The 19,284-nt window shown below is 68.3% G+C and carries 23 protein-coding genes; 15 read left to right on the top strand and 8 right to left on the bottom strand.

Annotated elements, in window-relative coordinates:
• Positions 1-36: 36 nt before the first annotated feature.
• The 3 genes from ACGFH6_RS33345 to ACGFH6_RS33335 are packed head-to-tail and all read left to right on the top strand — an operon-like array spanning position 37 to position 3,065.
• On the top strand, positions 37-1,113 hold the full coding sequence (locus ACGFH6_RS33345; RefSeq protein ID WP_393391890.1) for an alpha/beta hydrolase: 1,077 nt from the start codon (positions 37-39) through the stop codon (positions 1,111-1,113).
• Positions 1,073-1,819 (top strand): esterase family protein, encoded by a 747-nt coding sequence (locus ACGFH6_RS33340; RefSeq protein ID WP_393391888.1) that lies wholly within the window; start codon positions 1,073-1,075, stop codon positions 1,817-1,819. Before ACGFH6_RS33345 ends, ACGFH6_RS33340 begins: the two co-directional genes overlap by 41 nt.
• A 10-nt stretch (positions 1,820-1,829) precedes the next feature.
• Entirely contained in the window at positions 1,830-3,065 is a 1,236-nt protein-coding gene (locus ACGFH6_RS33335) for a RimK family alpha-L-glutamate ligase (RefSeq protein ID WP_393391886.1), read from the top strand.
• Here the strand turns inward: ACGFH6_RS33335 and ACGFH6_RS33330 are convergent.
• Complete coding sequence (locus ACGFH6_RS33330; RefSeq protein WP_393391884.1) at positions 3,062-3,481, bottom strand: ArsR/SmtB family transcription factor; 420 nt, start codon at positions 3,479-3,481, stop codon at positions 3,062-3,064. The genes ACGFH6_RS33335 and ACGFH6_RS33330 overlap by 4 nt on opposite strands.
• Positions 3,482-3,743: 262 nt before the next feature.
• Here ACGFH6_RS33330 and ACGFH6_RS33325 point away from each other — a divergent pair, with 262 nt between their 5' ends.
• Positions 3,744-4,616, top strand: a complete 873-nt coding sequence (locus ACGFH6_RS33325; protein ID WP_393391881.1) for an amidohydrolase family protein — start codon at positions 3,744-3,746, stop codon at positions 4,614-4,616.
• A gap of 6 nt (positions 4,617-4,622) precedes the next feature.
• On the opposite strand, the gene ACGFH6_RS33320 is transcribed toward ACGFH6_RS33325, so the two are convergent.
• Entirely contained in the window at positions 4,623-5,033 is a 411-nt protein-coding gene (locus ACGFH6_RS33320) for a hypothetical protein (RefSeq protein WP_393391879.1), read from the bottom strand.
• A 28-nt stretch (positions 5,034-5,061) separates the two neighbouring features.
• On the bottom strand, positions 5,062-5,514 hold the full coding sequence (locus ACGFH6_RS33315) for a DoxX family protein (protein ID WP_393391877.1): 453 nt from the start codon (positions 5,512-5,514) through the stop codon (positions 5,062-5,064).
• A 100-nt stretch (positions 5,515-5,614) separates the two neighbouring features.
• Here ACGFH6_RS33315 and ACGFH6_RS33310 point away from each other — a divergent pair, with 100 nt between their 5' ends.
• The 3 genes from ACGFH6_RS33310 (at position 5,615) to ACGFH6_RS33300 (ending at position 8,537) form a co-directional block, all read left to right on the top strand.
• A complete protein-coding gene (locus ACGFH6_RS33310; protein WP_393391874.1) occupies positions 5,615-6,268 on the top strand; it encodes a TetR/AcrR family transcriptional regulator in 654 nt (217 codons plus the stop codon).
• Between the two features lie 106 nt (positions 6,269-6,374).
• Positions 6,375-6,803, top strand: a complete 429-nt coding sequence (locus ACGFH6_RS33305) for a MarR family winged helix-turn-helix transcriptional regulator (RefSeq protein ID WP_393391871.1) — start codon at positions 6,375-6,377, stop codon at positions 6,801-6,803.
• Between the two features lie 12 nt (positions 6,804-6,815).
• Positions 6,816-8,537: an MFS transporter gene (locus tag ACGFH6_RS33300; RefSeq protein ID WP_393391869.1), complete on the top strand. Its 1,722-nt coding sequence runs from the start codon at positions 6,816-6,818 to the stop codon at positions 8,535-8,537.
• 3 nt (positions 8,538-8,540) lie between these two features.
• Here the strand turns inward: ACGFH6_RS33300 and ACGFH6_RS33295 are convergent, their stop codons facing one another.
• A complete protein-coding gene (locus ACGFH6_RS33295) occupies positions 8,541-9,557 on the bottom strand; it encodes a methyltransferase domain-containing protein (protein ID WP_393391867.1) in 1,017 nt (338 codons plus the stop codon).
• A gap of 198 nt (positions 9,558-9,755) precedes the next feature.
• Between ACGFH6_RS33295 and ACGFH6_RS33290 the strand changes: the two genes are divergently transcribed.
• On the top strand, positions 9,756-10,496 hold the full coding sequence (locus ACGFH6_RS33290) for an SAM-dependent methyltransferase (RefSeq protein ID WP_393391865.1): 741 nt from the start codon (positions 9,756-9,758) through the stop codon (positions 10,494-10,496).
• An 87-nt stretch (positions 10,497-10,583) separates the two neighbouring features.
• On the opposite strand, the gene ACGFH6_RS33285 is transcribed toward ACGFH6_RS33290, so the two are convergent.
• Complete coding sequence (locus ACGFH6_RS33285) at positions 10,584-11,012, bottom strand: VOC family protein (RefSeq protein WP_393391861.1); 429 nt, start codon at positions 11,010-11,012, stop codon at positions 10,584-10,586.
• 162 nt (positions 11,013-11,174) lie between these two features.
• Between ACGFH6_RS33285 and ACGFH6_RS33280 the strand changes: the two genes are divergently transcribed.
• Entirely contained in the window at positions 11,175-12,986 is a 1,812-nt protein-coding gene (locus ACGFH6_RS33280) for a glycoside hydrolase family 2 protein (protein WP_393391858.1), read from the top strand.
• Here the strand turns inward: ACGFH6_RS33280 and ACGFH6_RS33275 are convergent.
• Positions 12,971-13,966, bottom strand: a complete 996-nt coding sequence (locus ACGFH6_RS33275; protein ID WP_393391855.1) for a YeiH family protein — start codon at positions 13,964-13,966, stop codon at positions 12,971-12,973. The two genes, ACGFH6_RS33280 and ACGFH6_RS33275, sit on opposite strands and share 16 nt — an antisense overlap.
• A 185-nt stretch (positions 13,967-14,151) precedes the next feature.
• Between ACGFH6_RS33275 and ACGFH6_RS33270 the strand changes: the two genes are divergently transcribed.
• The gene (locus ACGFH6_RS33270; RefSeq protein WP_393391852.1) at positions 14,152-14,925 is read left to right on the top strand and encodes a GntR family transcriptional regulator; all 774 of its coding nucleotides are present in this window, start codon (positions 14,152-14,154) and stop codon (positions 14,923-14,925) included.
• Here ACGFH6_RS33270 and ACGFH6_RS33265 read toward each other — a convergent pair.
• On the bottom strand, positions 14,894-15,826 hold the full coding sequence (locus ACGFH6_RS33265; protein WP_393391850.1) for a LysR family transcriptional regulator: 933 nt from the start codon (positions 15,824-15,826) through the stop codon (positions 14,894-14,896). The genes ACGFH6_RS33270 and ACGFH6_RS33265 overlap by 32 nt on opposite strands.
• Positions 15,827-15,934: 108 nt before the next feature.
• Here ACGFH6_RS33265 and ACGFH6_RS33260 point away from each other — a divergent pair, with 108 nt between their 5' ends.
• The 5 genes from ACGFH6_RS33260 to ACGFH6_RS33240 are packed head-to-tail and all read left to right on the top strand — an operon-like array spanning position 15,935 to position 18,663.
• Positions 15,935-16,642, top strand: a complete 708-nt coding sequence (locus ACGFH6_RS33260; protein WP_393391847.1) for an SDR family NAD(P)-dependent oxidoreductase — start codon at positions 15,935-15,937, stop codon at positions 16,640-16,642.
• A gap of 5 nt (positions 16,643-16,647) precedes the next feature.
• On the top strand, positions 16,648-17,004 hold the full coding sequence (locus ACGFH6_RS33255; RefSeq protein WP_393391845.1) for a YybH family protein: 357 nt from the start codon (positions 16,648-16,650) through the stop codon (positions 17,002-17,004).
• Positions 17,005-17,048: 44 nt separating this feature from the next.
• Entirely contained in the window at positions 17,049-17,447 is a 399-nt protein-coding gene (locus ACGFH6_RS33250; protein WP_393391842.1) for a nuclear transport factor 2 family protein, read from the top strand.
• 10 nt (positions 17,448-17,457) lie between these two features.
• Positions 17,458-17,853, top strand: coding sequence for a VOC family protein (locus ACGFH6_RS33245; protein ID WP_393391840.1), 396 nt, complete (start codon positions 17,458-17,460; stop codon positions 17,851-17,853).
• A gap of 24 nt (positions 17,854-17,877) precedes the next feature.
• A complete protein-coding gene (locus tag ACGFH6_RS33240; protein ID WP_393391837.1) occupies positions 17,878-18,663 on the top strand; it encodes an arylamine N-acetyltransferase in 786 nt (261 codons plus the stop codon).
• On the opposite strand, the gene ACGFH6_RS33235 is transcribed toward ACGFH6_RS33240, so the two are convergent.
• Positions 18,626-19,258 carry a flavin reductase family protein gene (locus ACGFH6_RS33235; protein ID WP_393391834.1) on the bottom strand — a complete coding sequence of 211 codons (633 nt, stop codon included), beginning with the start codon at positions 19,256-19,258 and terminating at the stop codon, positions 18,626-18,628. The two genes, ACGFH6_RS33240 and ACGFH6_RS33235, sit on opposite strands and share 38 nt — an antisense overlap.
• Positions 19,259-19,284 lie beyond the last annotated feature (26 nt).

The raw sequence follows: 19,284 nt of genomic DNA, 5'->3' as shown, positions 1-19,284 counted from the left end.
TCCACTACCGGGATCCGGTCGGCGTACGGTGGTCTGATGCCTGCTGTGGTGAGTGGTGTCGAGGGCGCCGAGGTGGTGTTCCGCCTCGGCGATCCCTCGCACGCGTTCACCGGGGTGAAGCTGTGGCAGGAGCTCGGGCTGGCGGCCGAACTGCTCGAGTTCAAGCAGGTGGACCACGGCTGGGAGCTGCGGTTGCCCCGGCCGTCGGTGCGCCGGATGGAGTACCTGTTCGACATCGCCGACCTGGGGATGCGGACCGACCCGACCAACCCGCGCGTCGTCGGCGGGGCGTTCGGGGAACACTCCTGGCTGCCGATGCCCGGGTACGTCGAGCCCGCGTGGATCACCGTCCCACCGATCGCGTCGGCGCTGACTCCGCTCGGTGTGGAAACCCCGGTCGGCGAGGTCGACGTTCACGTCTGGGCGCCCGAAGGCGTCGCGCCGACCTTCGAGCTGCCGCTGCTCCTGTCCCACGACGGACCGGAGTTCGCGACGTACGCCGGTCTGACCCACTACGCCGGCGCGATGGTCGCCGGGGCCGTGCTCCCGCCGTTCCGGCTCGCGCTGACCCGGCCCACGACCCGCAACCTCTGGTACGCCGCGAATCCGCAGTACGCCGGCGCCCTGACGCAGTACGTGCTGCCCGCGATCGAGGCGCAGTACCGCAGCCGGCGGCCCGTGCTGATGGGCGCGAGCCTGGGTGCGCTGGCCGCCTTGTTCGCGGAATGGCACCATCCGGGCACCTTCGACGGGCTGTTCCTGCAGTCGGGGTCGTTCTTCACCGCCGACACGGATCCGCAGGAGTCGCGGTTCGAGTTCTACGCCCAGGTCACCGCCTTCGTCGGGCAGGTGCTGACGGCAACCACGCCGCCCAGTACGCCGCTGATCGGGATGACCGCGGGGACGACAGAGGAGAACGTCCACAACAACCGGGTGATGGCCGCGAAGCTGGCCGAGCTCGGGCTGGAGGTGAGGTTCGACGAAACGCCGGACATGCACAACTTCACAGCATGGCGTGATGTGCTGGATCCTGAGCTGACGGAGCTACTGCAACGGTGCTGGGGTGGGGCAGATGGAGCGGGAGCAGGTCGAGTTGGAGGCGCCGGGGGTTGACCGGCGGGGCACGCTGATCCGGTACGGCCATTTCGGCCGCCCGGTGCTGGTGTTCCCGAGCGAGCAGGGCCGCGCCTGGGACTACGAGAACAACGGCATGGTCGACGCGGTCGCGGACCTGATCGAGGCCGGCCGGGTGAAGCTGTACTGCGTCGATTCCTTCGACCACGTCAGCTGGTCGGACCGCAGCATCCAGCTCGAGGACCGGGCCCGGCGGCACGGGCTCTACGAGTCCTGGATCCTGGAGCAGGTGGTCCCGGCGATCGGCGCGGACTCCCCCGGCACCGCCGACATCATCACCACCGGCTGCAGCCTGGGCGCCTTCCACGCGCTCAACTTCGCGTTCAAACGGGCCGATCTGTTCCCGATCGCGATCTGCCAGTCCGGCAACTACGACGCGGCCAGCTGGCACGCGTGGGGTGAGCGCGGCGACGCGACGTACTTCAACAACCCGGCCGACTACCTGCCGAATCTCGCCGGTGACCACCTGGAGTGGTTGCGCACCCGGATCTTCATCCTGCTCACGGTCGGTCAGGGCGACTGGGAGACGAACCCGACCGGGTCGTTGCCGTCCGCCCACGCGACCGCCGCCGTACTGAAGGCCAAAGGCATCCCGCATGAGCTCGACCTGTGGGGGTACGACGTAGCCCACGACTGGCCCTGGTGGCGCAAGCAGCTCGCCCACCACCTGCCCCGATTCTGTTAGGAGTCTGACTGTGGCTGACCGCTCACGGCATTTGATCGGGTTGTTGCTCGGGGCTGAAGAGGACTGGCCGCGGGCGTTCGAGGCGCTGTTGCAGCGGGTCGGGCCGGTCACCATCGACGGGACCGAGCACGAGTTCGGGTCCCGGCGGCTGACCATCGAGCCGTTCGACCTGAACGACCCGGTCCGGGTCGGGCTGGTGATCGACCGGCTCGCCTACTGGTACTACCACCCGCGCGAGTGGCTCAAGAAGGCCGCGCTGATGAACGGCACCTACCTGCTGAACTCCCCGTTCACGTTCCAGTCGATGGAGAAGCATTCGGCGTACTGCGCGATGCTCCGGCTCGGGCTGAAGATCCCGCGGACCGTGCTGGTGCCGTACAAGAACCCGGTCGACAACGTGCGCTGGGCGTACACGTCGGCGCAGTACAACAAGGCGTTCGACCTGGACGCCATCGCCGAGGACCTCGGCTATCCGATGTACATGAAGCCGTTCGACGGCGGCGGCTGGCGGGGCGTGTCCCGGATCAACGACAAGGTGGACCTGCATCGCGCGTACGACCAGTCCGGCGAGATGCTGATGCATCTTCAGGCGACGATCGAGTACGACAAGTTCGCCCGGGCCCTGTCGATCGGCGCCGAGACGATGGTGATGGACTTCCGCCCCGACGAGCCGATGCACAACCGGTACGCCGTCTCGCACGACTTCCTCAGCCCGTCCGCCGGGCACGAGGCGGTGGCGATCAGCCGGATCGTGAACGCCTTCTTCGGCTGGGAGTTCAACTCCTGCGAGATGCTGGTGAAGGGCGACTCGGTCCACCCGATCGACTACGCCAACGCCTGCCCGGACGTCGCGGTCACCTCGCTGCACTACTACTTCCCCTGGGCGATCAGCGCACTGGTCAAGTGGTCGGTGTTCTCCCTCGCGACCGGCCGGCGCAGCTCGGTCGACCTGCACACCGAGCGGTACTTCGCGATCGCGGACGACGAATCGCTCGACTACAACGCGAAGATCGAGGCCTATCTGGCCCTGGCCGACGAGCACTTCGAGACCACGAAGTACCACGAGTGGTGCGCCGAGCACCTCGCCGACTTCGACGCCCGCGTCCGCGACTGGGTCGCCGGCCCCGACTTCGACCGCCTCCTGACGTCGACCGTCGCCACCACCTACCCCGAGCACGAGCAGGACGAGTTCATGGCCCATTTCCGGGGTCTGACCAGCCTCTGGCTCTCCGACCAGGCCGGCTAAGCGGTCTGGTCGGCTTCCAGGGCGGCAAGGATCGCCTGAAGCGCGGTGACCCGGTGCGGCGGGATCGCGAAGGTTCCGCGCGCGGGGGTGTGCAACCAGCCTTCGGCGGTCAGGTGGCGGAGGTGGTGGTAGATCTGACCGCTGGTGCCGAGGCCGTCGACCTTGCTCAGCGAGCTGACCGTCGCACGCCCGCGCACGATCTCGCGCAGCAGGGTCAGCCGGACGGGGTTGCCCAGCGCCGCGAGGGCCGGCGCGACATCTGACCAGTCACTCCATGCCCGGAGCTCACTGAGCGCCCGGGCCGCTTCGGCCTGCCCGGCGGAGGTCCGCCGCCTGGCTCCTCCCCGCGTGTCCGCTGCGGATTCCAGCGCGGCGATCCGCCGTTCCAGCTCCGCGAGCCGGTTATCCACAGCCATATCCACACTGTGGATAGTACGTAGGTACGTAGTTCTTGCAAAGCCTGCACGTGAGGTACGTCGCTTCGCGGTCGCGCTGAGCGGCCTAGGTCGTGTCTGGTAATCCCGCGCCGTAGCGAGCAGGTGCTCGGTGCGGTGCATCGGCGTGCTGGAGCGAAGGTCTCGATGCGGAGCATCGTGGCCTTTGCGCAGTGCGGCGAGGTGCCGTGCCGAGTGCCGCGCAGTAGGCGGGGGATTACCAGACACGGCCTAGGCTGGGCGGGTGCGAGACAGCGACGTACCGGCGTGGTGGCGGCGGCTGGGGCTGGACGGGCTGGTCGATGTGCACGTCCACTTCCTGCCGGATCAGGTGATGAACGCGGTCTGGGCGTACTTCGACCAGGCGCCGAAGCACTACGGCACCGAGTGGCCGGTCACCTACCGGACCTCGGTGGAGGAGCGGCTGAAAACCCTGGAAACGCTGGGGGTTCGGGCCTTCCCCGCGCTGGTGTATCCGCACAAGCCCGGCATGGCCGAGTGGCTCAACGCGTGGGCCCGGGACTTCGCCGCTGCGACGCCCGGATGTGTGCGGAGCGGGACGTTCTATCCCGAGCCGGGTGCCGCGGACTATGTGCGCGAGGCGCTCGAACGGGGGACGCGGATCTTCAAGGTCCACGTCCAGGTGGGTGACTACGATCCGCGCGAGGACGAACTGGACGACGTGTGGGGTCAGCTCGCGGAGGCCGGCGTACCGGTGGTCGTGCACTGTGGATCCGGCCCGATCCCCGGCCGGCACACGGGTCCCGGACCGTTCGGCGACGTACTGCGGAAGCACCCGCGCCTGACCGCGGTCATCGCCCACCTAGGCATGCCCGAGTACGCCGAGCACCTGGCCCTCACGTCGTACCCGAACGTCCATCTGGACACGACGATGGCTCTCACGCCCTTCACCGAGTCCCTCATGCCGTTCCCCCGGGAGTTGACGCCTCGCCTGGCCGACCTTCAGGACCGCATCGTCCTGGGCACGGACTTCCCCAACATCCCCTACGAGTACGCCGTCCAACTCTCCGCACTGGAGTCGCTGGATCTCGGCGACGACTGGCTACGCGCCGTCTGCCGGCACAACGGCGCCCGCCTACTCGGCCTCTCGTGCTGAGCGGAGTCAGTCGGACTCCTTCGTCATGGTGGACTCGTAGCCGCCGCCCGGCCACGCCCAGGCGCCGGTGTTGCGGGTGAAGTCGTCGTTGAAGGTGCCGACGAACTTCGCCGGCGAGTCGGGTCCGCCGAAGTAGATCGTCAGTTCTTTGCCGTCCAGCACATAGGTGTACTCGAGGATCTCGCCGGATCCGCCGAAGAAGTGCGAGCGGATGCTGTCGGTCTCCTTGTCGTAGCCGATGTACTCGACTCCGCGATTCGCGGTGTCACCGGCACCGAGGTCGACCTGCTGGACCAGCCAGCCGCCGAACTCCGCCCAGGCGTACCGCACGGTGCCGGTCGACTCGGGGCCCTCGACGCGCCAGGTGCCGAGCAGGGGCTCGAGCGAGCGCAGTTTGTCGATCGCGTTCTCAGTCATCGTCTTGTCCTGTTCTGTCACGGCGGGGTCAGCGGGTGATCATGGCGCGGAGTTCGCGCCGGCGGATGGTGACGACGGCGGCCGCGAGGGCCAGCAAGACCAGCGGCAGGGCGGGGCTCGTGCCCAGTACGGCGACGTTGGTCACCGCCGCGCCGATCAGAAGTAGGGCCAATCCGAACGCAGCGAGACCGGCGAGCGGTCGGGCCATCCGACCGAGTCGTCCGGCGGCCAGCGGCAGCAACAGTCCGAGGGCTCCCGCGATCTCCAGTATGCCGATGAGGACTCGAAGCCCTTGTCCGGCGCCGATCGTGGTGAACATGTCCACCATCTGGGGGTCGCCGGTCAGCTTGGCCACGCCACCGAATCCCACCGGCACGGCCAAGGCGATCGAGGCGGTCCAGAGGCCGATGGTGGCTGCTCGCCCACGTCGCCAACTGTCCGGTACGACGGGTGTTGCCGTGATCGAGGTGTTGGTGCTCATCGCAGTCTCCTGAGGTAGTCTTTGATCTAATGCACCACCTGGTGCACTTGTGACCATACTTTGCACTACTGCACCAATGAGTGCAAGAGGGAGACGAGCAATGGCCGAGGCGGCGACCGGCACCGAGTACGAGGACCCGCGGGTACGACGGTCCCGCGCGATGATCACCGAGGCGGCCGCCGCGGAGTTCCTGGCGAAGGGCTATCAGGGGACGAGCATCGATGACATCGCCGCGGCGGCCGGCGTCGCCAAGCGCACCGTCTACAACATCTACGGCGACAAGGAACAGGTCTTCCGCGCGATGATCACCGCGGCCATCGCCACCGCCGAGTCCTACTCCGAACGACTCGGGACGTCGGGCCTCACCGACCGGCGGACTCGATCCGAAGCACCGCTGGAGGAACGGCTGGTCGACATCGCCCGCGACCTCGCGCAGGCGATCCACGGCGGACCGGTGATCCGCCTGCGGCGCCTGGTGATCGGCGAGGCGGAACGCTTCCCCGACGTGGCGCTCGAGTACTACCGACGCGCACCTCAACTGGTGATGACCCGGCTCGCCCAGGCCCTGGCCGAACTGGATGCCGCCGGCCACCTCGCCGTACCCGACCCGGAACTGGCCGCGGAACACCTCGCCTTTCTGGCCATCGGCGCATCCCTCGACCGGGCGATGTTCGACCCCGATCGCCAACTGGACGCGGCCCTCGCCCGCGCCGATGCGGGCGCCCGAGTCTTCTACCGCGCCTACCGCCGCTGACCGCCGGATCGAGTGAGCCTCAGATCACTTTGTGCTTCGGCCCGGGCAGATACATAATGAGGTTATGCAGATACATAACCCCATTATGTATCGTGAGGGCTCCGGCATGGAGCTCCTCGTGGTGCTCGAACAGCTCGTCCAGCTCGTTCGCCCCGTCGGAGGCTTGAGCAGCGCCGCTTCGTCCACACTGAGCCGCCTCGGGCGGGCGGGACCACAGCGGATGACAGAGCTGGCGCAAGCCCAACGCATCTCCCAACCCGGGATGACCCAACTGGTCACCCGGATGGAACGCGAGGGCCTGGTACGGCGTACGACGAGCACCAGCGATCGACGCGGCGTACTCGTGGAAGCGACCGAGGCCGGACTGGACCTCTGGGCACGCGTGCGAGCCGAACGCGCCGACGTCCTGCAGGAGCTCCTCGACCGGCTCGACCCGCAGGACCGGACCACCATCTCCGCCGCGCTCCCCGTGCTCACTCAGCTCGTCGAATCGGCGTACGACGACCAGCCGACCACATCGGCGACCCCACGTTAGGAAGTGCCCTCCATGGCTTCACCCCACGGGACGACCTCGACCCCGTTCAAGCAACCACGGGCGGTCTGGGCCGTCGCGTTCGCCTGCGTCATCTCGTTCATGGGCATCGGTCTGGTCGACCCGATCCTGCCCGCGTTGGCCTCCAGCCTGCAGGCCACTCCGAGCCAGGTGTCGCTGTTGTTCACCAGCTACCTGGTCGTGACCGCGGTCGCGATGCTCGTAGTCGGCTGGTTCTCCAGCCGGTTCGGCGCCAAGCGGACCCTGATCATCGGACTGACCCTCATCGTGGTGTTCGCCGCCCTGGCCGGTTCGTCAGGATCGATCGGTGGCATCGTCGGCTTCCGGGCCGGCTGGGGCCTGGGCAACGCGCTGTTCATCTCCACCAGCCTCGCGGTCATCGTGGCCTCGGCCAGCGGCGGCTTCGCGGGCGCGATCATCCTGTACGAGACCGCGCTCGGTCTCGGGATCGCGGTCGGACCGCTGCTCGGCGGTGAGCTGGGCAGCATCAGCTGGCGTGGGCCGTTCTTCGGCGTAGCGGTGCTGATGGCCATCGCGCTCGTGGCCACCGCCGTGTTCGTGCCATCACTTCCGAAGCCCGACCACAAGACATCGCTCGCGGCGCCGCTCAAGGCCCTTCGGCATCGGGGCCTGCTGACGATGGGACTGATGGCGCTGCTGTACAACTGGGGCTTCTTCACGATGCTCGGCTACGCGCCGTACCCCATGGAGCTCGACGCCCACCGGCTCGGCCTCGTGTTCACCGGCTGGGGACTACTGGTCGCCGCCTTCTCGGTGTTCGTCGCCCCACGCCTGCAGGCGAAATTCGGCACGGCACCGGTGCTGTACGTCAACCTGCTTGCCCTCGGCATCGTCATGGCCGCCATCGCCGCGGGCGTCCACACACCGACCGTGGTCATCGTCGCGGTCATCGTCAGTGGCGCGTTCATCGGCATCAACAACACGCTGACCACGCAGGCGGTCATGCTCGTGTCGCCGGTCGAGCGGCCGGTCGCGTCGTCGGCGTACGGCTTCGTCCGGTTCATCGGCGGCGGCCTGGCGCCCTTCGCCGCCGGAAAGCTTGCCGACGCCACCAACCTCAGCGTCCCGTTCTATCTCGGCGGCCTGGCCTTCCTGCTCGCCATCGCCGTACTCGCGACCGGCCATCGGCTGGTCAGCGCGGCGGAGCAGACCCCGGCCGAGGGGTCCCCGGTGCTTCCGTCGCTGCAGCGGGTCGGAGCCGCTCCGTCAGCGGAGTACCGGCCGGTCATCGTTGCCGTCGCCGCCACCGACGACGCGGCCGCGGTCGTCGACGCTGCCGCCGTCATCGCTCGCAACGCCGGCACCACGCTGGAGGTCGTCCACGTCCGCGAGACCGCTGTCGTCGAGGAACTGGCCCTCGATGCCGAGGACGCCGAACAGGCCCACGCGGCCGTCGCCGCTCACCTCGATCGGCTTGCCGCACACCACATCGCCGCGACCGGGCAGGTACTCACCAGCGTCGGCGACCATGCCGCCGCCGGCCGCGCACTGGCCCGCCATGCCACGGACGTCGGCGCCCGTGTCATCGCACTCGGCCGGTCGCCGCGCGGACCAGTCGCACAGTTCGGCGACGGCAGCATCACCTCCGCCGTAACCCACGCCGCAACCTGCACAGTGATCCTGCTGGAGCCCGACAAGGATCCGGACACACTGACGGCAGCCAGGCTACGAGAGCTGAGAGACAGAGCCGCCTAGGCTTCAGCGTCGCTCCCGCGGTCGGGCGAGGACGTAGGCGGTGGGAGTGGCGCCGTTGTACTTGAGGAGACGTTGGCGGGCCAGCTTGAGACCTCTCTGCTGCTCGATCGCCTTGTGAAGTAGGCGTTTGTCTTCAGTGAGGAGTACGGCGCGACCGTCGGTGGTGAGGACTCGATTGATCTCGGACAGGGCGGCCGGGTAGAGGGTGCGGTTGGCGTGGTGGGTGCCGACCAACTTGCCGAACGGGAGGTTGGTGACGATCCGATCGACGGTGCCGGCGGCGTACGGGAGGGCCTCTGCTGCCGCCTGCGCGAGGCGACCTAGCTGTTGTCGATTGTGGTCCGCGATGGCGAGAGCCCGCGGGTCGCGGTCGGTCCCGAGGACGCGAGCTGTTGGTTGCCGGCGGAGTGCGGCGAGAAGGATGGTGCCCGTGCCGCAGAACGGGTCGACGATGCGTTGACCCGGCTGGAGTTTCGCCAAGCGCACCAGGACTTCCGCGACGAGCGGGGTGGTTGACCACGGCAACCGTTCCAACCGCCCGAAGCGCCGCATCCACGACAGCGGACCGACCTCCGCGATCCAGCCTTCCGCTGTTCGGGTGAGGTTGACGTCCCAACTGCCAGGCTGATTGATCCAGCGGAGCTCGCGCTCGATCGCGGTGATCACGGAGTACCTGACTCCCGGATCGTCGCAGCCGACCCGGAAGCCGATGGGGCTCGGCAGGGTTGCGAGTACGCCGGTCTCCCCCGATTGCTCGAGTGGGTGCAGGAAGTCGTCGTGGAGGGCGATCGCCACCGTGGAGTAGAGAGAACAAGCAGCGATCTCGCTCAGCCGGCCGTCGACTGTGCAGGCAACGGACTCGCTGGACAGCTGATGGATCGAGTGGACCGACGGCAGCGAGCGAAGCTCCTCCATGAGGAGATCCGCGGCGCCATCGAGGGTGCAGAGTACGAGACGGTCGGTGACATGCTGATCGAGGCCGGGCGTGAGGACGCGCCCCGGCGAGGAAATGCCGGACATGCGGAAGCTCCTGAAGAGTCGCGATCGACAGAACAGTCGAAGCGCGGCGCACGCACCTCACGGCAACTCGAAGAGACGGCACGACAGAAGTCGATGCCGGAGTGCCACACCGTGGCGCGCGCCTTCAGAAACGCATCATCACCACGACCCTAAGCGATGGCACCCCTCCGATCATCTGCTTTTCAGTAGAATTCCGGAGTGGTCAACGGAGCGCGCATACACACGACCGAACAGTTGCTCAGCATCCTCGACCAGGTCGTGGCGGCGAGCGCCCGCGGAGATCGATCACAGTCATCCGCGGCCGAGTTCTGGACCGAGATCCTGACGAGACCGGGCCACCCGCTCGCCACCCAACTGCCGGACGAACCGCTGGTCGACTGGCACGAGCGCGGGTTGCTCGGGGACCTGGACGGCGCCCGAGTGCTCGACATCGGCTGCGGGTCCGGTCGCAACAGCAGATGGTTCGCCGAGCAGGGCGCGACGGTCGAAGGCATCGACCTTGCCGCGCCACTCCTCGAGTCCGTCCGGCCCGGCATGCCCGACTCGGTGAACCTCACCGCGACAGATGTCCTACGAGATCCCTTGCCGGCCGGGCAGTACGGCGTCGTGTACGACTCCGGCTGCTTTCATCACATCGCCCCACACCGCCGGATCACCTACCTCGACCGCGTGCTGCCGACTGTGCGCGAGGGCGGCCGGTTCGGCATCGTGACGTTCGCCGCCGAACGCATGGAGACACCAGCCGACCTGGACGTCGTGATGAGCGGAGATACGTCCGGAGGCATGGCCTTCTCCCTGGACGACCTCCGAACCGCCTTCACCGCCCTCGAACCCCTCGAGGTCCGCGCCGTGCACCCCGACCGCAGTGGCACCTTCGGACTCGACTTCCTCAACGCGGCCCTCTTCAGCAACGCTCGAGGCGTGCGGACCAACGGGTAGGACACCGACGAGACGGTGTACACACCAAGCTCTCCACGCTGGCGCGCACTACCCCACGACCTAACACCTCCCGTCCTTACGCACCACCTAAGGCCACGAGGTCATGAACTCACCGGCTAAAGCGATATGCCAGACGTGGCCGTCCGGATCGGCGAAGGCCCCGTCGTAGCCCCAGTCCTGCTCGCCCGACGGCCGGACGATCTCCGCGCCGGCCCGCTCCGCGCGCGCCAGCAGGTCGTCCACGTCGGCCCGCGTCGGCAAGCTGAGGGACACGACGCACTCGCTCCGTCCTGCCGTGGCCTGCTTCCGTCCGCTGAGCACCCAGCCGAACCCGACCTTCGGGATCAGCATGACCCGGACGTGGTCGCCGAGGGTGAGGCGCAGCGGCTCGGGTACGCCGTCGCGGTCCGGCTCACCGGGTGTGGTGAATCCCAGCCCGGACCGGTAGAACTCGTACGACCTCCGGCGGTCCGCGATCGGCAGGGCAATGGTCACGATGGTCGGCTCGACCTGCATGTGGAGTCTCCTTTTCCGGTTGTCCTTCACCAACCCGACGAACCAGGGTGCCCGAGACCGACACCGACCCTCGAACCAACACCCGGAAGACCCATTGCTGGGCGCATTCCAACGTTGTAGTGTCGTGCCGACCCCCTCAGAAACCACGTCACGGGAGTGCTCATGACTCAACCTCGTGCGGAGTACCCGCGCCCGCAGTTCGTTCGTCCGGAGTGGGTGAACATGAACGGCGAGTGGCAGTTCGAGATCGACCGGTCGGACTCCGGTCTCGAGCGCGGGGTCCGGGAGCGAGAGCTCGCGCAGCGGATCACCGTGCCGTTCGCGCCGGAGACGAAGCTGTCCGGGATCGAGGACGTCGACTTCATGGAGGCCGTCTGGTACCGGACGACCGTCACGATCCCGGCCGACTGGTCCGGCAAGGACGCCGTCCTGCACTTCCAGGCGGTGGACCACGACGCGACCGTGTGGGTGAACGACGTCGAGGTGGTGCGGCACCGCGGTGGGTTCACGCCGTTCAGCGCCAACCTCCGCCAGGTCGCCAAGCCCGGCGAGGAGGCGACCATCGTCGTCCGCGCGCGGGACAGCCGGTACGGCGCGCAGGCCCGCGGCAAGCAGTCGACGAAGTACTTCAACCACGGCTGCCACTACACCCGGACGACCGGGATCTGGCAGACCGTCTGGCTCGAGGCGGTGCCGACCGTGCACCTGGGCCGCCCGCGGATCACCCCGGACGTGGCCGGCTCCAGCTTCCACCTCGCCGTACCGGTGTCGGCGAACAAGCCGGGCTGGAAGGTCCGCGCGATCCTGACGGACGCCGACGGCGAGGTCGTCACCCAGGAGGTCCGCGCCGACCTCGACCTCGCGCCGCGGCTGACGCTGCAGGTCCCGGCGGATCGCGTCCGCCTCTGGGACACTACCGATCCCCACCTGTACGACGTCCGCCTCGAGCTGATCGATGCCGACGGCAACGTTGTGGACGGCGCGGACAGCTACGCCGGACTGCGGTCGGTGTCGATCAACGGCCAGGCGATCCTGATCAACGGCAAGCACGTGTTCCAGCGGCTGGTGCTGGACCAGGGGTACTGGCCCGAGAGCCTGATGACGGCGCCGTCCGACGAGGCGCTCGTCGCGGACATCGAGCTGGGCCTGGCGGCCGGGTTCAACGGCGCACGGCTGCACCAGAAGGTGTTCGAGGAGCGGTTCCTGTACCACGCGGACCGGCTCGGCTACCTGGTCTGGGGCGAGTTCGGCGACTGGGGCGAAAACCTTGCCGATGGCACCCAAGAGGACAACCAGCAGCCGACGGCGTCGTACGTGGCGCAGTGGCTGGAGGCGGTCGAGCGCGACTACAGCCACCCGTCGATCATCGGCTGGTGCCCGCTGAACGAGACGCACCAGTTCCTGCACGACCGGATCACCCAGCTGGACGACGTCACCCGGGCGATGTTCCTGGCCACGAAGGCGGCCGACACGACCCGGCCGGTGCTCGACGCGTCCGGATACTCGCACCGCGTGCCCGAGACCGACGTCTGGGACTCGCACAACTACGAGCAGGACCCGGCCGAGTTCGCCCGGCAGATGGCCGGCCTCGCGGACGGAGCGCCGTACGGGAACACCGGCGGGCACGAGCAGCGGCCGATCTCCCAGCCGTACGCCGGTCAGCCGTACTTCTGCAGTGAGTTCGGCGGCATCTGGTGGAACCCGGAGGAGGCCGCGAAGTCGGCCGGTGACAACCGCACCGAGTCGTGGGGCTACGGCCAGCGGGTGGTCGACGAGGAGGCGTTCTACGCGCGCTTCACCGGTCTGGTCGACGCGCTGCTCGACGACCCCCTGATGTTCGGCTACTGCTACACGCAGCTGACGGACGTGTTCCAGGAAGAGAACGGCATCTACCGCTTCGACCGCAGCAACAAGCTGGACGTGCCGCGGATCAAGACGGTGCAGACCCGCCCGGCGGCCTACGAGAAGGACTGAAGTCCGAGGCTTCCCAACGCGACCAGGGCCCACAGGATCGCTCCGAGCAGGAGCGGCCGGGGCCCTGCGTCGCGTAGTTCGCGCGGCCGCAGCGACAGGCCGATCGCGACCAGGGCCGAGGTGATGAGGCACGTGCCGATCAGGCTGAGCGTCGGGAGCCATCCGTCCGGCACGAGCCCGGCCGAACGCAGGCCAGCCGCGGCGACGAAGCCGATCAGGAACATCGGCACGAGCCGGCGCCACGGGAGACGTGTCCGCGGGTGGTCCGGGTCCTGGCGGTCGGCGGTCCGCGCGTCACGGCGGGACTTGAGCACGACCAGGGTCAGGACGATCGGGACGAGCATCAATGAGCGGGTCAGCTTCACCACGAGGGCCTGGTCGCCGGCGTCGGCGCTGTAGGCGTAGCCGGCGGCGACTACCGATGAGGTGTCGTTGATCGCAGTGCCCGCCCACAGGCCGAAGGCTTCCGGGCTGAGGCCCATCAGGTGGCCGAGGGGCGGGAAGGCGAGGACGGCGACCACGTTGAAGGTGAAGATCGTCGCGAGCGCGTAGGCGACCGATGATCGCTTGGCACCGATGGCGGCGGTCGCCGCGGCGATCGCGGAGCCGCCGCAGATCGCCGTACCGACTCCGATCAGGGTCTGGGTGTCGCCGCGTACGCCGAGCAATCGGCCGAAGACCCACGCGCCGCCTAGTGCGATGGCCAGCGTGCCGAGCATGACGGGAAGTGAGGAGGCGCCGACACGGGCCACTTGCTGGAGGGACAGGCCCGTGCCGAGTACGACGATCGAGACCTGGAGCAGGTTCTTCGCGGCGAAGTCGTATCCCGGTCGGCACCGCTCAGCCCGCAGGGTGGGAATCAGCAGGCCGGAGAGAACCCCGAGGACGATGCCGAAGACCGGTCCCCCAACCACAGGAACGAGCCGTCCCAGTGGGACGGCGACGGCGGTGAGGAGAAGCACGACCCCCAAGCCAGGCATCCGCCCGACCACTGAGTGGAACCAAGGCAGGTGTTGGGTCCGTGAGACGGCACCAAGCGGAGCGTGCGGTGGCCTAATCTCGACCTGCACCATCGGCCCGGTTCCTCCCGCTGAAAATGTACGCACATTTAAGCTAGGAGATGACCGGACATTTGGCAAGCCCACTCCCGGGAGGCAGGACCCTGATGATCCAGCGCAGGCTCGACCGCACCGGCGGCCAGCCGCTGTGGAAGCAGCTGCAGCAGGACCTCGTGCGGCGGCTGCGGTCCGGGGAGTTCGACGACACGTTCCCCGGTGAGCTCGCGCTCGTCGAGGACTACCAGGTCAGCCGGCACACGGTCCGGCAGGCGCTCGGGAAGCTGCGCGCGGACGGCCTGATCGTGGCCGAACGCGGCCGTCAGCCCAGGGTCGCGACCACGCCGGAGATCCGCCAGCCGATGGGTGCGCTGTACAGCCTGTTCTCCTCGGTCGAGGCGTCCGGCCTGACCCAGCACAGCAGCGTCCGCGCACTCGACATCCGGGCCGACGGCGTCATCGCGAGCCGCCTCGACCTGGAGGCGTCGAGCCCACTGCTCTACCTGGAGCGTCTCCGCTTCGCCGGCGACGAGCCGCTGGCGCTCGACCGCGTCTGGCTGCCCGCCTCCCTGGCAGAACCACTCCTCGACGCCGACTTCACCCACACCAGCCTCTACAACGAGCTGGCCACCCGCATCGGCGTCCGGCTGGACCACGGACGCGAGGACATCCGCGCCGTCGTACCCACCCCGGCCGAGCGCGCCGTACTCCGCTGCCCGCCCGAGGCGGCCGCGTTCTCCATCAACCGCCAGGGCACGTCACAGAGCCGTCCGGTCGAATGGCGTCACACCCTCGTCCGCGGCGACCGCTTCGCCCTGTCCGCCGAGTTCTCCGAGAACCTCGGCTATCGCCTCACTCCGGCAGCGGTGCAGCACCAGGCCTGAAAGGATCGTCCGCCGGCAGCCAGGCGCCCTCCGGCCCGAGGTCAATGGCAACGTCGCGGCTCAACGCCTCGACCGCGGCCCTGACGGCCGGCCGGGTCTCGCCACGCCGCCACACCAGCGCCCACGTCCAGATCGGCACCGGTTCGACGACCGGACGCCGAACGAGACCACGGGGCAGCGGCGTCGCGTCCCGCTTCGGCGAACTGACCACCGGCCGGCCCAATCGACGTACCTGATCGAAGAACGCCGACCCGGTGATCCCGTGGTCGTCGATGCGCACCACCGACGCCCCGGTCGCGCGGGCGAACTCGACGGCGTACAGGTTCCATGACGCCCAGGTCGCGGTGTCGGCATCCACGAGTACGACGGTGTCCCGCGCGCGAACCGCGGTCTCGTCGGCACCCGGCGAGACCGCGAACAGCCGGTCCGCGCCGATCAGCCGCCCGTCCAGGTCCTGCTCGGCGAGGTCGGTCGCGCGCACCCAGCAGATCGCCAGATCGATGCTGCGATCGGCGACCCGCTCGGCCTGGGTGTGCGACGGCATCACCCACGCGTCGACCTGCAACTGGGCGACCCCGGAGACCCGCTCGGCCAGATCGGCCGGCCGCCAGCTGACGTACCCGAGTCGCACCGGTTCGGTCGTCGCGAACCCGGCCGCGGTCCGGCGAAGGCCGTCGGCCTGATCGAGCAACGCCCGCGTCTGCGGCAGCAGCGTCTCGCCGAACGCGGTCAGCGTGACGGTACGGCGATCGCGCTCGAACAACCGGACGCCAAGATCACGCTCCAGCGCCTTGATCTGCTGCGACAGCGAGGGCCCGGCGATGTGCAACCGGGCGGCGGCGCGACCGAAGTTCAGCTCCTCGGCGACCGCGACGAAGTACCGCAACTGCCGCAGCTCCACCCGCTGATCGTAGTAGGCCGAGCCTCTCAGTAGGGAGGAAACCGGTCGTGGAAAACAGCACATGGTTCGACAACGATCGAAGTACCAAACCTCGAGAAAGAGAGAACCATGAGTTCCCAGAAAGTCGCCGTCGTCACCGGTGCGTCCCAGGGCATCGGCGCGGCACTCGTCACGGCGTACCGCAAGCTCGGGTACGCGGTGGTCGCCAACTCCCGCACGATCACGCCCGCCGACGACCCGCTGGTGCTGACCGTGCCGGGCGACGTCGCCGAGGCCGGCGTCGGGACCCGGATCGTCGAGGCCGGGCTGGACTCGTTCGGCCGGATCGACACCGTCGTCAACAACGCCGGTGTGTTCATCGCCAAGCCGTTCACCGAGTACACCGACGCCGACTACGACCAGGTGGCCGGCGTGAACCTGCGCGGCTTCTTCGATCTGACCCGGCGAGCGATCGCCGCGATGGTCGAGCAGGGCGGCGGTCACATCGTCACCATCACCACCACGTTCGCCGACCACGCCTTCAGCAGCGTGCCGTCCGCTCTCGCGTCGCTGACCAAGGGCGGACTCAACTCGGTCACCAAGTCCCTGGCGACCGAGTACGCCGCTCGCGGCATCCGCGTCAACGCGGTCGCGCCGGGCGTCATCCGTACTCAGATGCACCCGGAAGAGACGCACGAGTTCCTGGCCGCCCTGCATCCGGTCGGCCGGCTCGGTGAGATCGACGAGGTCGTCGACGCCGTCACCTACCTGGAGACCGCAGCCTTCGTCACCGGCGAGATCCTCCACGTCGACGGCGGCCAGCAGGCGGGCCACTGATTCCGATGAACGATCTCGACATCCTGCACGGCGTTCTCGACCAGTGGAAGGACGCCATCATCGAGCACGACCCGAAGCGGGTCGCGTCGTACTTCACCGAGGACGCGATCTTCCAGGGTCTGCACCCGTACGGCGTGGGCCGCGACGCCGTGGCCGAGTACTACGACTCACAGCCGCTCGGGCTGTCGCCGTCGTACCGGATCCTCGAACACCGGCGACTGAGCGAGGACCTGATCCTCGGGTACGTCGCCGTGGACTTCGCGTTCACCGACCGGCCGGAATTGTCCGTCTACCTGAGCGTCGTACTGCGGCGGACCGGCGAAACCTGGCTGATCGACCACTATCAGGTTTCCCGGCTATAGTTGGTGAGGCCAACGTTGGCCAACCCAATGAAAGAGGAACGACGATGACAACCGAACGGTGGGAGATCGAGGATCTGTTCGCGCGACTGGCGCGGGTCCTGGACGAAGGGACGCCGGAGGACATCCGGCAGGTCTACACGAAGGACATCCTGGTGCGGTCTCCGCGCGGCGGGGAACTGCGGGGCATCGACGAGGTGCTCGAGTACCTGCGCAGTACGGCGGTCGACGGCGAACTGACCCAGCACGTGCACAGCGACATCCTGGTCAGCGTCGACGGGGACCGGGCCGAGACATCGGCCAACCAGCTGACCTTCTTCTATCGCGACGGCCAGGCGCCGCACCGGCGTGCCGGGCTCCGGCTGAAGTACACGGCCGTCCGGACCGGTGAGGGCTGGCGGTTCGAGGAGGCGAATATCGGCCGCGCCTGGGTGCAGGAGGACTGATACTGACCTCATGACAGTCAAAGAGTTGCGGTTGGTCGTGACAGCGGACGACTACGACGAGGCGGTGGCGTTCTACCGGGACGTGCTCGGCCTGGCCGAACGCGAGTCGTACGAGTCCGAAGACGGCCGGGTGACGATTCTCGATGTCGAGCGGGCGACGCTCGAGATCGCGGATCCGAACCAGGCCGACTTCATCGACCGGGTCGAGGTCGGCCGGCGGGTGGCCGGGAAGTACCGCGTCGCCTTCGAGGTCGACGACTCGGCGGAGACCACCAGGACTCTGGCCGCGGCGGGCGCCACGGTGATCGCGGAGCCGACCCGCACACCGTGGAACTCGCTGAACGCCCGGCTGGAGGCGCCGGGCGGACTGCAGCTCACCCTGTTCACCGAGCTTGACCTCAAGTGAACTGGAAGTGTTGAGGTAGGCGTCATGTGGCAGATCGAAGAACTTGACCTGGACGCCTACCTCGACCGGATCGGGCATCCGAAGGTGGCGGCGTCGGCGGAGAGCCTCCGCAGCATGCACCGCGCCCACGTGCTGGCGATCCCGTTCGAGAACATCGACGTGATTCTCGGCACGCACCCCGGCATCGGCCTGGACGCGATCCAGACCAAGCTCGTCGGCCGGCAACGGGGCGGCTATTGCTACGAACACGCTCTGCTGTTCGGCGCCGCCCTGGAGCGGCTCGGCTTCACGGTGGATCGCCGCGTCGCGCGCGTACAACCGCACAAGGCCGGACCGCGAACCCACGCACTCCTCAAGGTCGGCGTGGACGGGGAGGAATTCCTCGCCGATGTCGGATTCGGCGCCGGTCAGCTCTATCCGACTCCGCTGAAGGACGGTGTGGTCGTCGACCAGGGCGGTTGGGACCACCGCCTCACCCTCGACGGTGACGTGTGGACGCTGGCGAAGAAGACCGCGGACGGCTGGATCCCGCAGCACGCGTCGAACGACGAGCCAGTACGCCCGATCGACTACCGGGTCTACCACCACTACGTCTCGACCCACCCGGACTCCCCGTTCACCGGACGGCCGGTGGTGATGCGCGTTGCCGACGGCATCGTCCGTCGCCTGGTCGGTGACGACCTCACGACGGAGTACGCCGACGGCCGCGCCACGCACCGCGCCGTACCGGCGAACGAGCTTCCCGAGGTGCTCGCCGGCCTGGACGTCGTCCTCAGCGACGAAGAAGTCGATCGGCTTCGGCTGCTCTAGGCGTCTCGGTGCGGAACGACTCACCGAGTTCGCCGCCGAGGCCGAAGTAGTGCCGGAAGTTGTAGATCAGCGGCGACCACGCGCCCGGATCGACGTACGACGTCCCCGGTACGACGATCCGGTGGTCGGCGTGCACCCGCAGTACCTTGGCCTGGATGATCAGGAAGTTGCCATCGGCATCGAACTGGACGTCGGCGGCGGTTGCCTCGAACTGCAACGGGCATTCGGCGACGCGGGGTGGGCCGACCAGCTCGGAGTCGGCTGGAGTCAGGCCGGCCGCGGCGAACTTCTCGCGCTCGAAGCGGAACCGGGCACGCTTGTGCTCCGGCACCGGGTCGCGCCCGGTCAGTCCGGCGATCCGTTCGACCGCCTGCCACTGGTCCGGCGCCGGGAAGTTGATCACCAGTTCCGGCCGCTGCTGCAGGTTGCCGGCGGTCTGGCCCGAGGCGCTGACGCCCAGGACGACGACATCCCCGAGTGACCACGCCGAGGACATCGGCGCCAGGTTGAAGGTCTCGTCGTCGTTGACCGTGCTCAGCAGCGCGACCGGCGTACCGACGTACAGGATGGACGGTTCGATGGTCAGATGCGTCATGGGTTCGACGCTAGGCGGCGGTCGGT

It is taken from the genome of Kribbella sp. NPDC049227 (assembly GCF_043197265.1).
Classification (GTDB): domain Bacteria; phylum Actinomycetota; class Actinomycetes; order Propionibacteriales; family Kribbellaceae; genus Kribbella.
The sequence above is the reverse complement of the archived record's forward strand: the minus strand, read 5'-3'. Positions and strand labels throughout refer to the sequence as shown.

What these genes read in the sequence shown, in the direction of transcription:
- ACGFH6_RS33345 (WP_393391890.1), top strand. Translation starts at nt 37, where the DNA reads ATGCCTGCTGTGGTGAGTGGTGTCGAGGGCGCCGAGGTGGTGTTCCGC.
- ACGFH6_RS33315 (WP_393391877.1), bottom strand. Translation starts at nt 5,514, where the DNA reads ATGAGCACCAACACCTCGATCACGGCAACACCCGTCGTACCGGACAGT.
- ACGFH6_RS33340 (WP_393391888.1), top strand. Translation starts at nt 1,073, where the DNA reads ATGGAGCGGGAGCAGGTCGAGTTGGAGGCGCCGGGGGTTGACCGGCGG.
- ACGFH6_RS33240 (WP_393391837.1), top strand. Translation starts at nt 17,878, where the DNA reads ATGTGGCAGATCGAAGAACTTGACCTGGACGCCTACCTCGACCGGATC.
- ACGFH6_RS33250 (WP_393391842.1), top strand. Translation starts at nt 17,049, where the DNA reads ATGACAACCGAACGGTGGGAGATCGAGGATCTGTTCGCGCGACTGGCG.
- ACGFH6_RS33260 (WP_393391847.1), top strand. Translation starts at nt 15,935, where the DNA reads ATGAGTTCCCAGAAAGTCGCCGTCGTCACCGGTGCGTCCCAGGGCATC.
- ACGFH6_RS33330 (WP_393391884.1), bottom strand. Translation starts at nt 3,481, where the DNA reads ATGGCTGTGGATAACCGGCTCGCGGAGCTGGAACGGCGGATCGCCGCG.
- ACGFH6_RS33245 (WP_393391840.1), top strand. Translation starts at nt 17,458, where the DNA reads ATGACAGTCAAAGAGTTGCGGTTGGTCGTGACAGCGGACGACTACGAC.
- ACGFH6_RS33280 (WP_393391858.1), top strand. Translation starts at nt 11,175, where the DNA reads ATGACTCAACCTCGTGCGGAGTACCCGCGCCCGCAGTTCGTTCGTCCG.
- ACGFH6_RS33300 (WP_393391869.1), top strand. Translation starts at nt 6,816, where the DNA reads ATGGCTTCACCCCACGGGACGACCTCGACCCCGTTCAAGCAACCACGG.
- ACGFH6_RS33320 (WP_393391879.1), bottom strand. Translation starts at nt 5,033, where the DNA reads ATGACTGAGAACGCGATCGACAAACTGCGCTCGCTCGAGCCCCTGCTC.
- ACGFH6_RS33295 (WP_393391867.1), bottom strand. Translation starts at nt 9,557, where the DNA reads ATGTCCGGCATTTCCTCGCCGGGGCGCGTCCTCACGCCCGGCCTCGAT.
- ACGFH6_RS33305 (WP_393391871.1), top strand. Translation starts at nt 6,375, where the DNA reads ATGGAGCTCCTCGTGGTGCTCGAACAGCTCGTCCAGCTCGTTCGCCCC.
- ACGFH6_RS33310 (WP_393391874.1), top strand. Translation starts at nt 5,615, where the DNA reads ATGGCCGAGGCGGCGACCGGCACCGAGTACGAGGACCCGCGGGTACGA.
- ACGFH6_RS33285 (WP_393391861.1), bottom strand. Translation starts at nt 11,012, where the DNA reads ATGCAGGTCGAGCCGACCATCGTGACCATTGCCCTGCCGATCGCGGAC.
- ACGFH6_RS33255 (WP_393391845.1), top strand. Translation starts at nt 16,648, where the DNA reads ATGAACGATCTCGACATCCTGCACGGCGTTCTCGACCAGTGGAAGGAC.
- ACGFH6_RS33235 (WP_393391834.1), bottom strand. Translation starts at nt 19,258, where the DNA reads ATGACGCATCTGACCATCGAACCGTCCATCCTGTACGTCGGTACGCCG.
- ACGFH6_RS33270 (WP_393391852.1), top strand. Translation starts at nt 14,152, where the DNA reads ATGATCCAGCGCAGGCTCGACCGCACCGGCGGCCAGCCGCTGTGGAAG.
- ACGFH6_RS33275 (WP_393391855.1), bottom strand. Translation starts at nt 13,966, where the DNA reads ATGCCTGGCTTGGGGGTCGTGCTTCTCCTCACCGCCGTCGCCGTCCCA.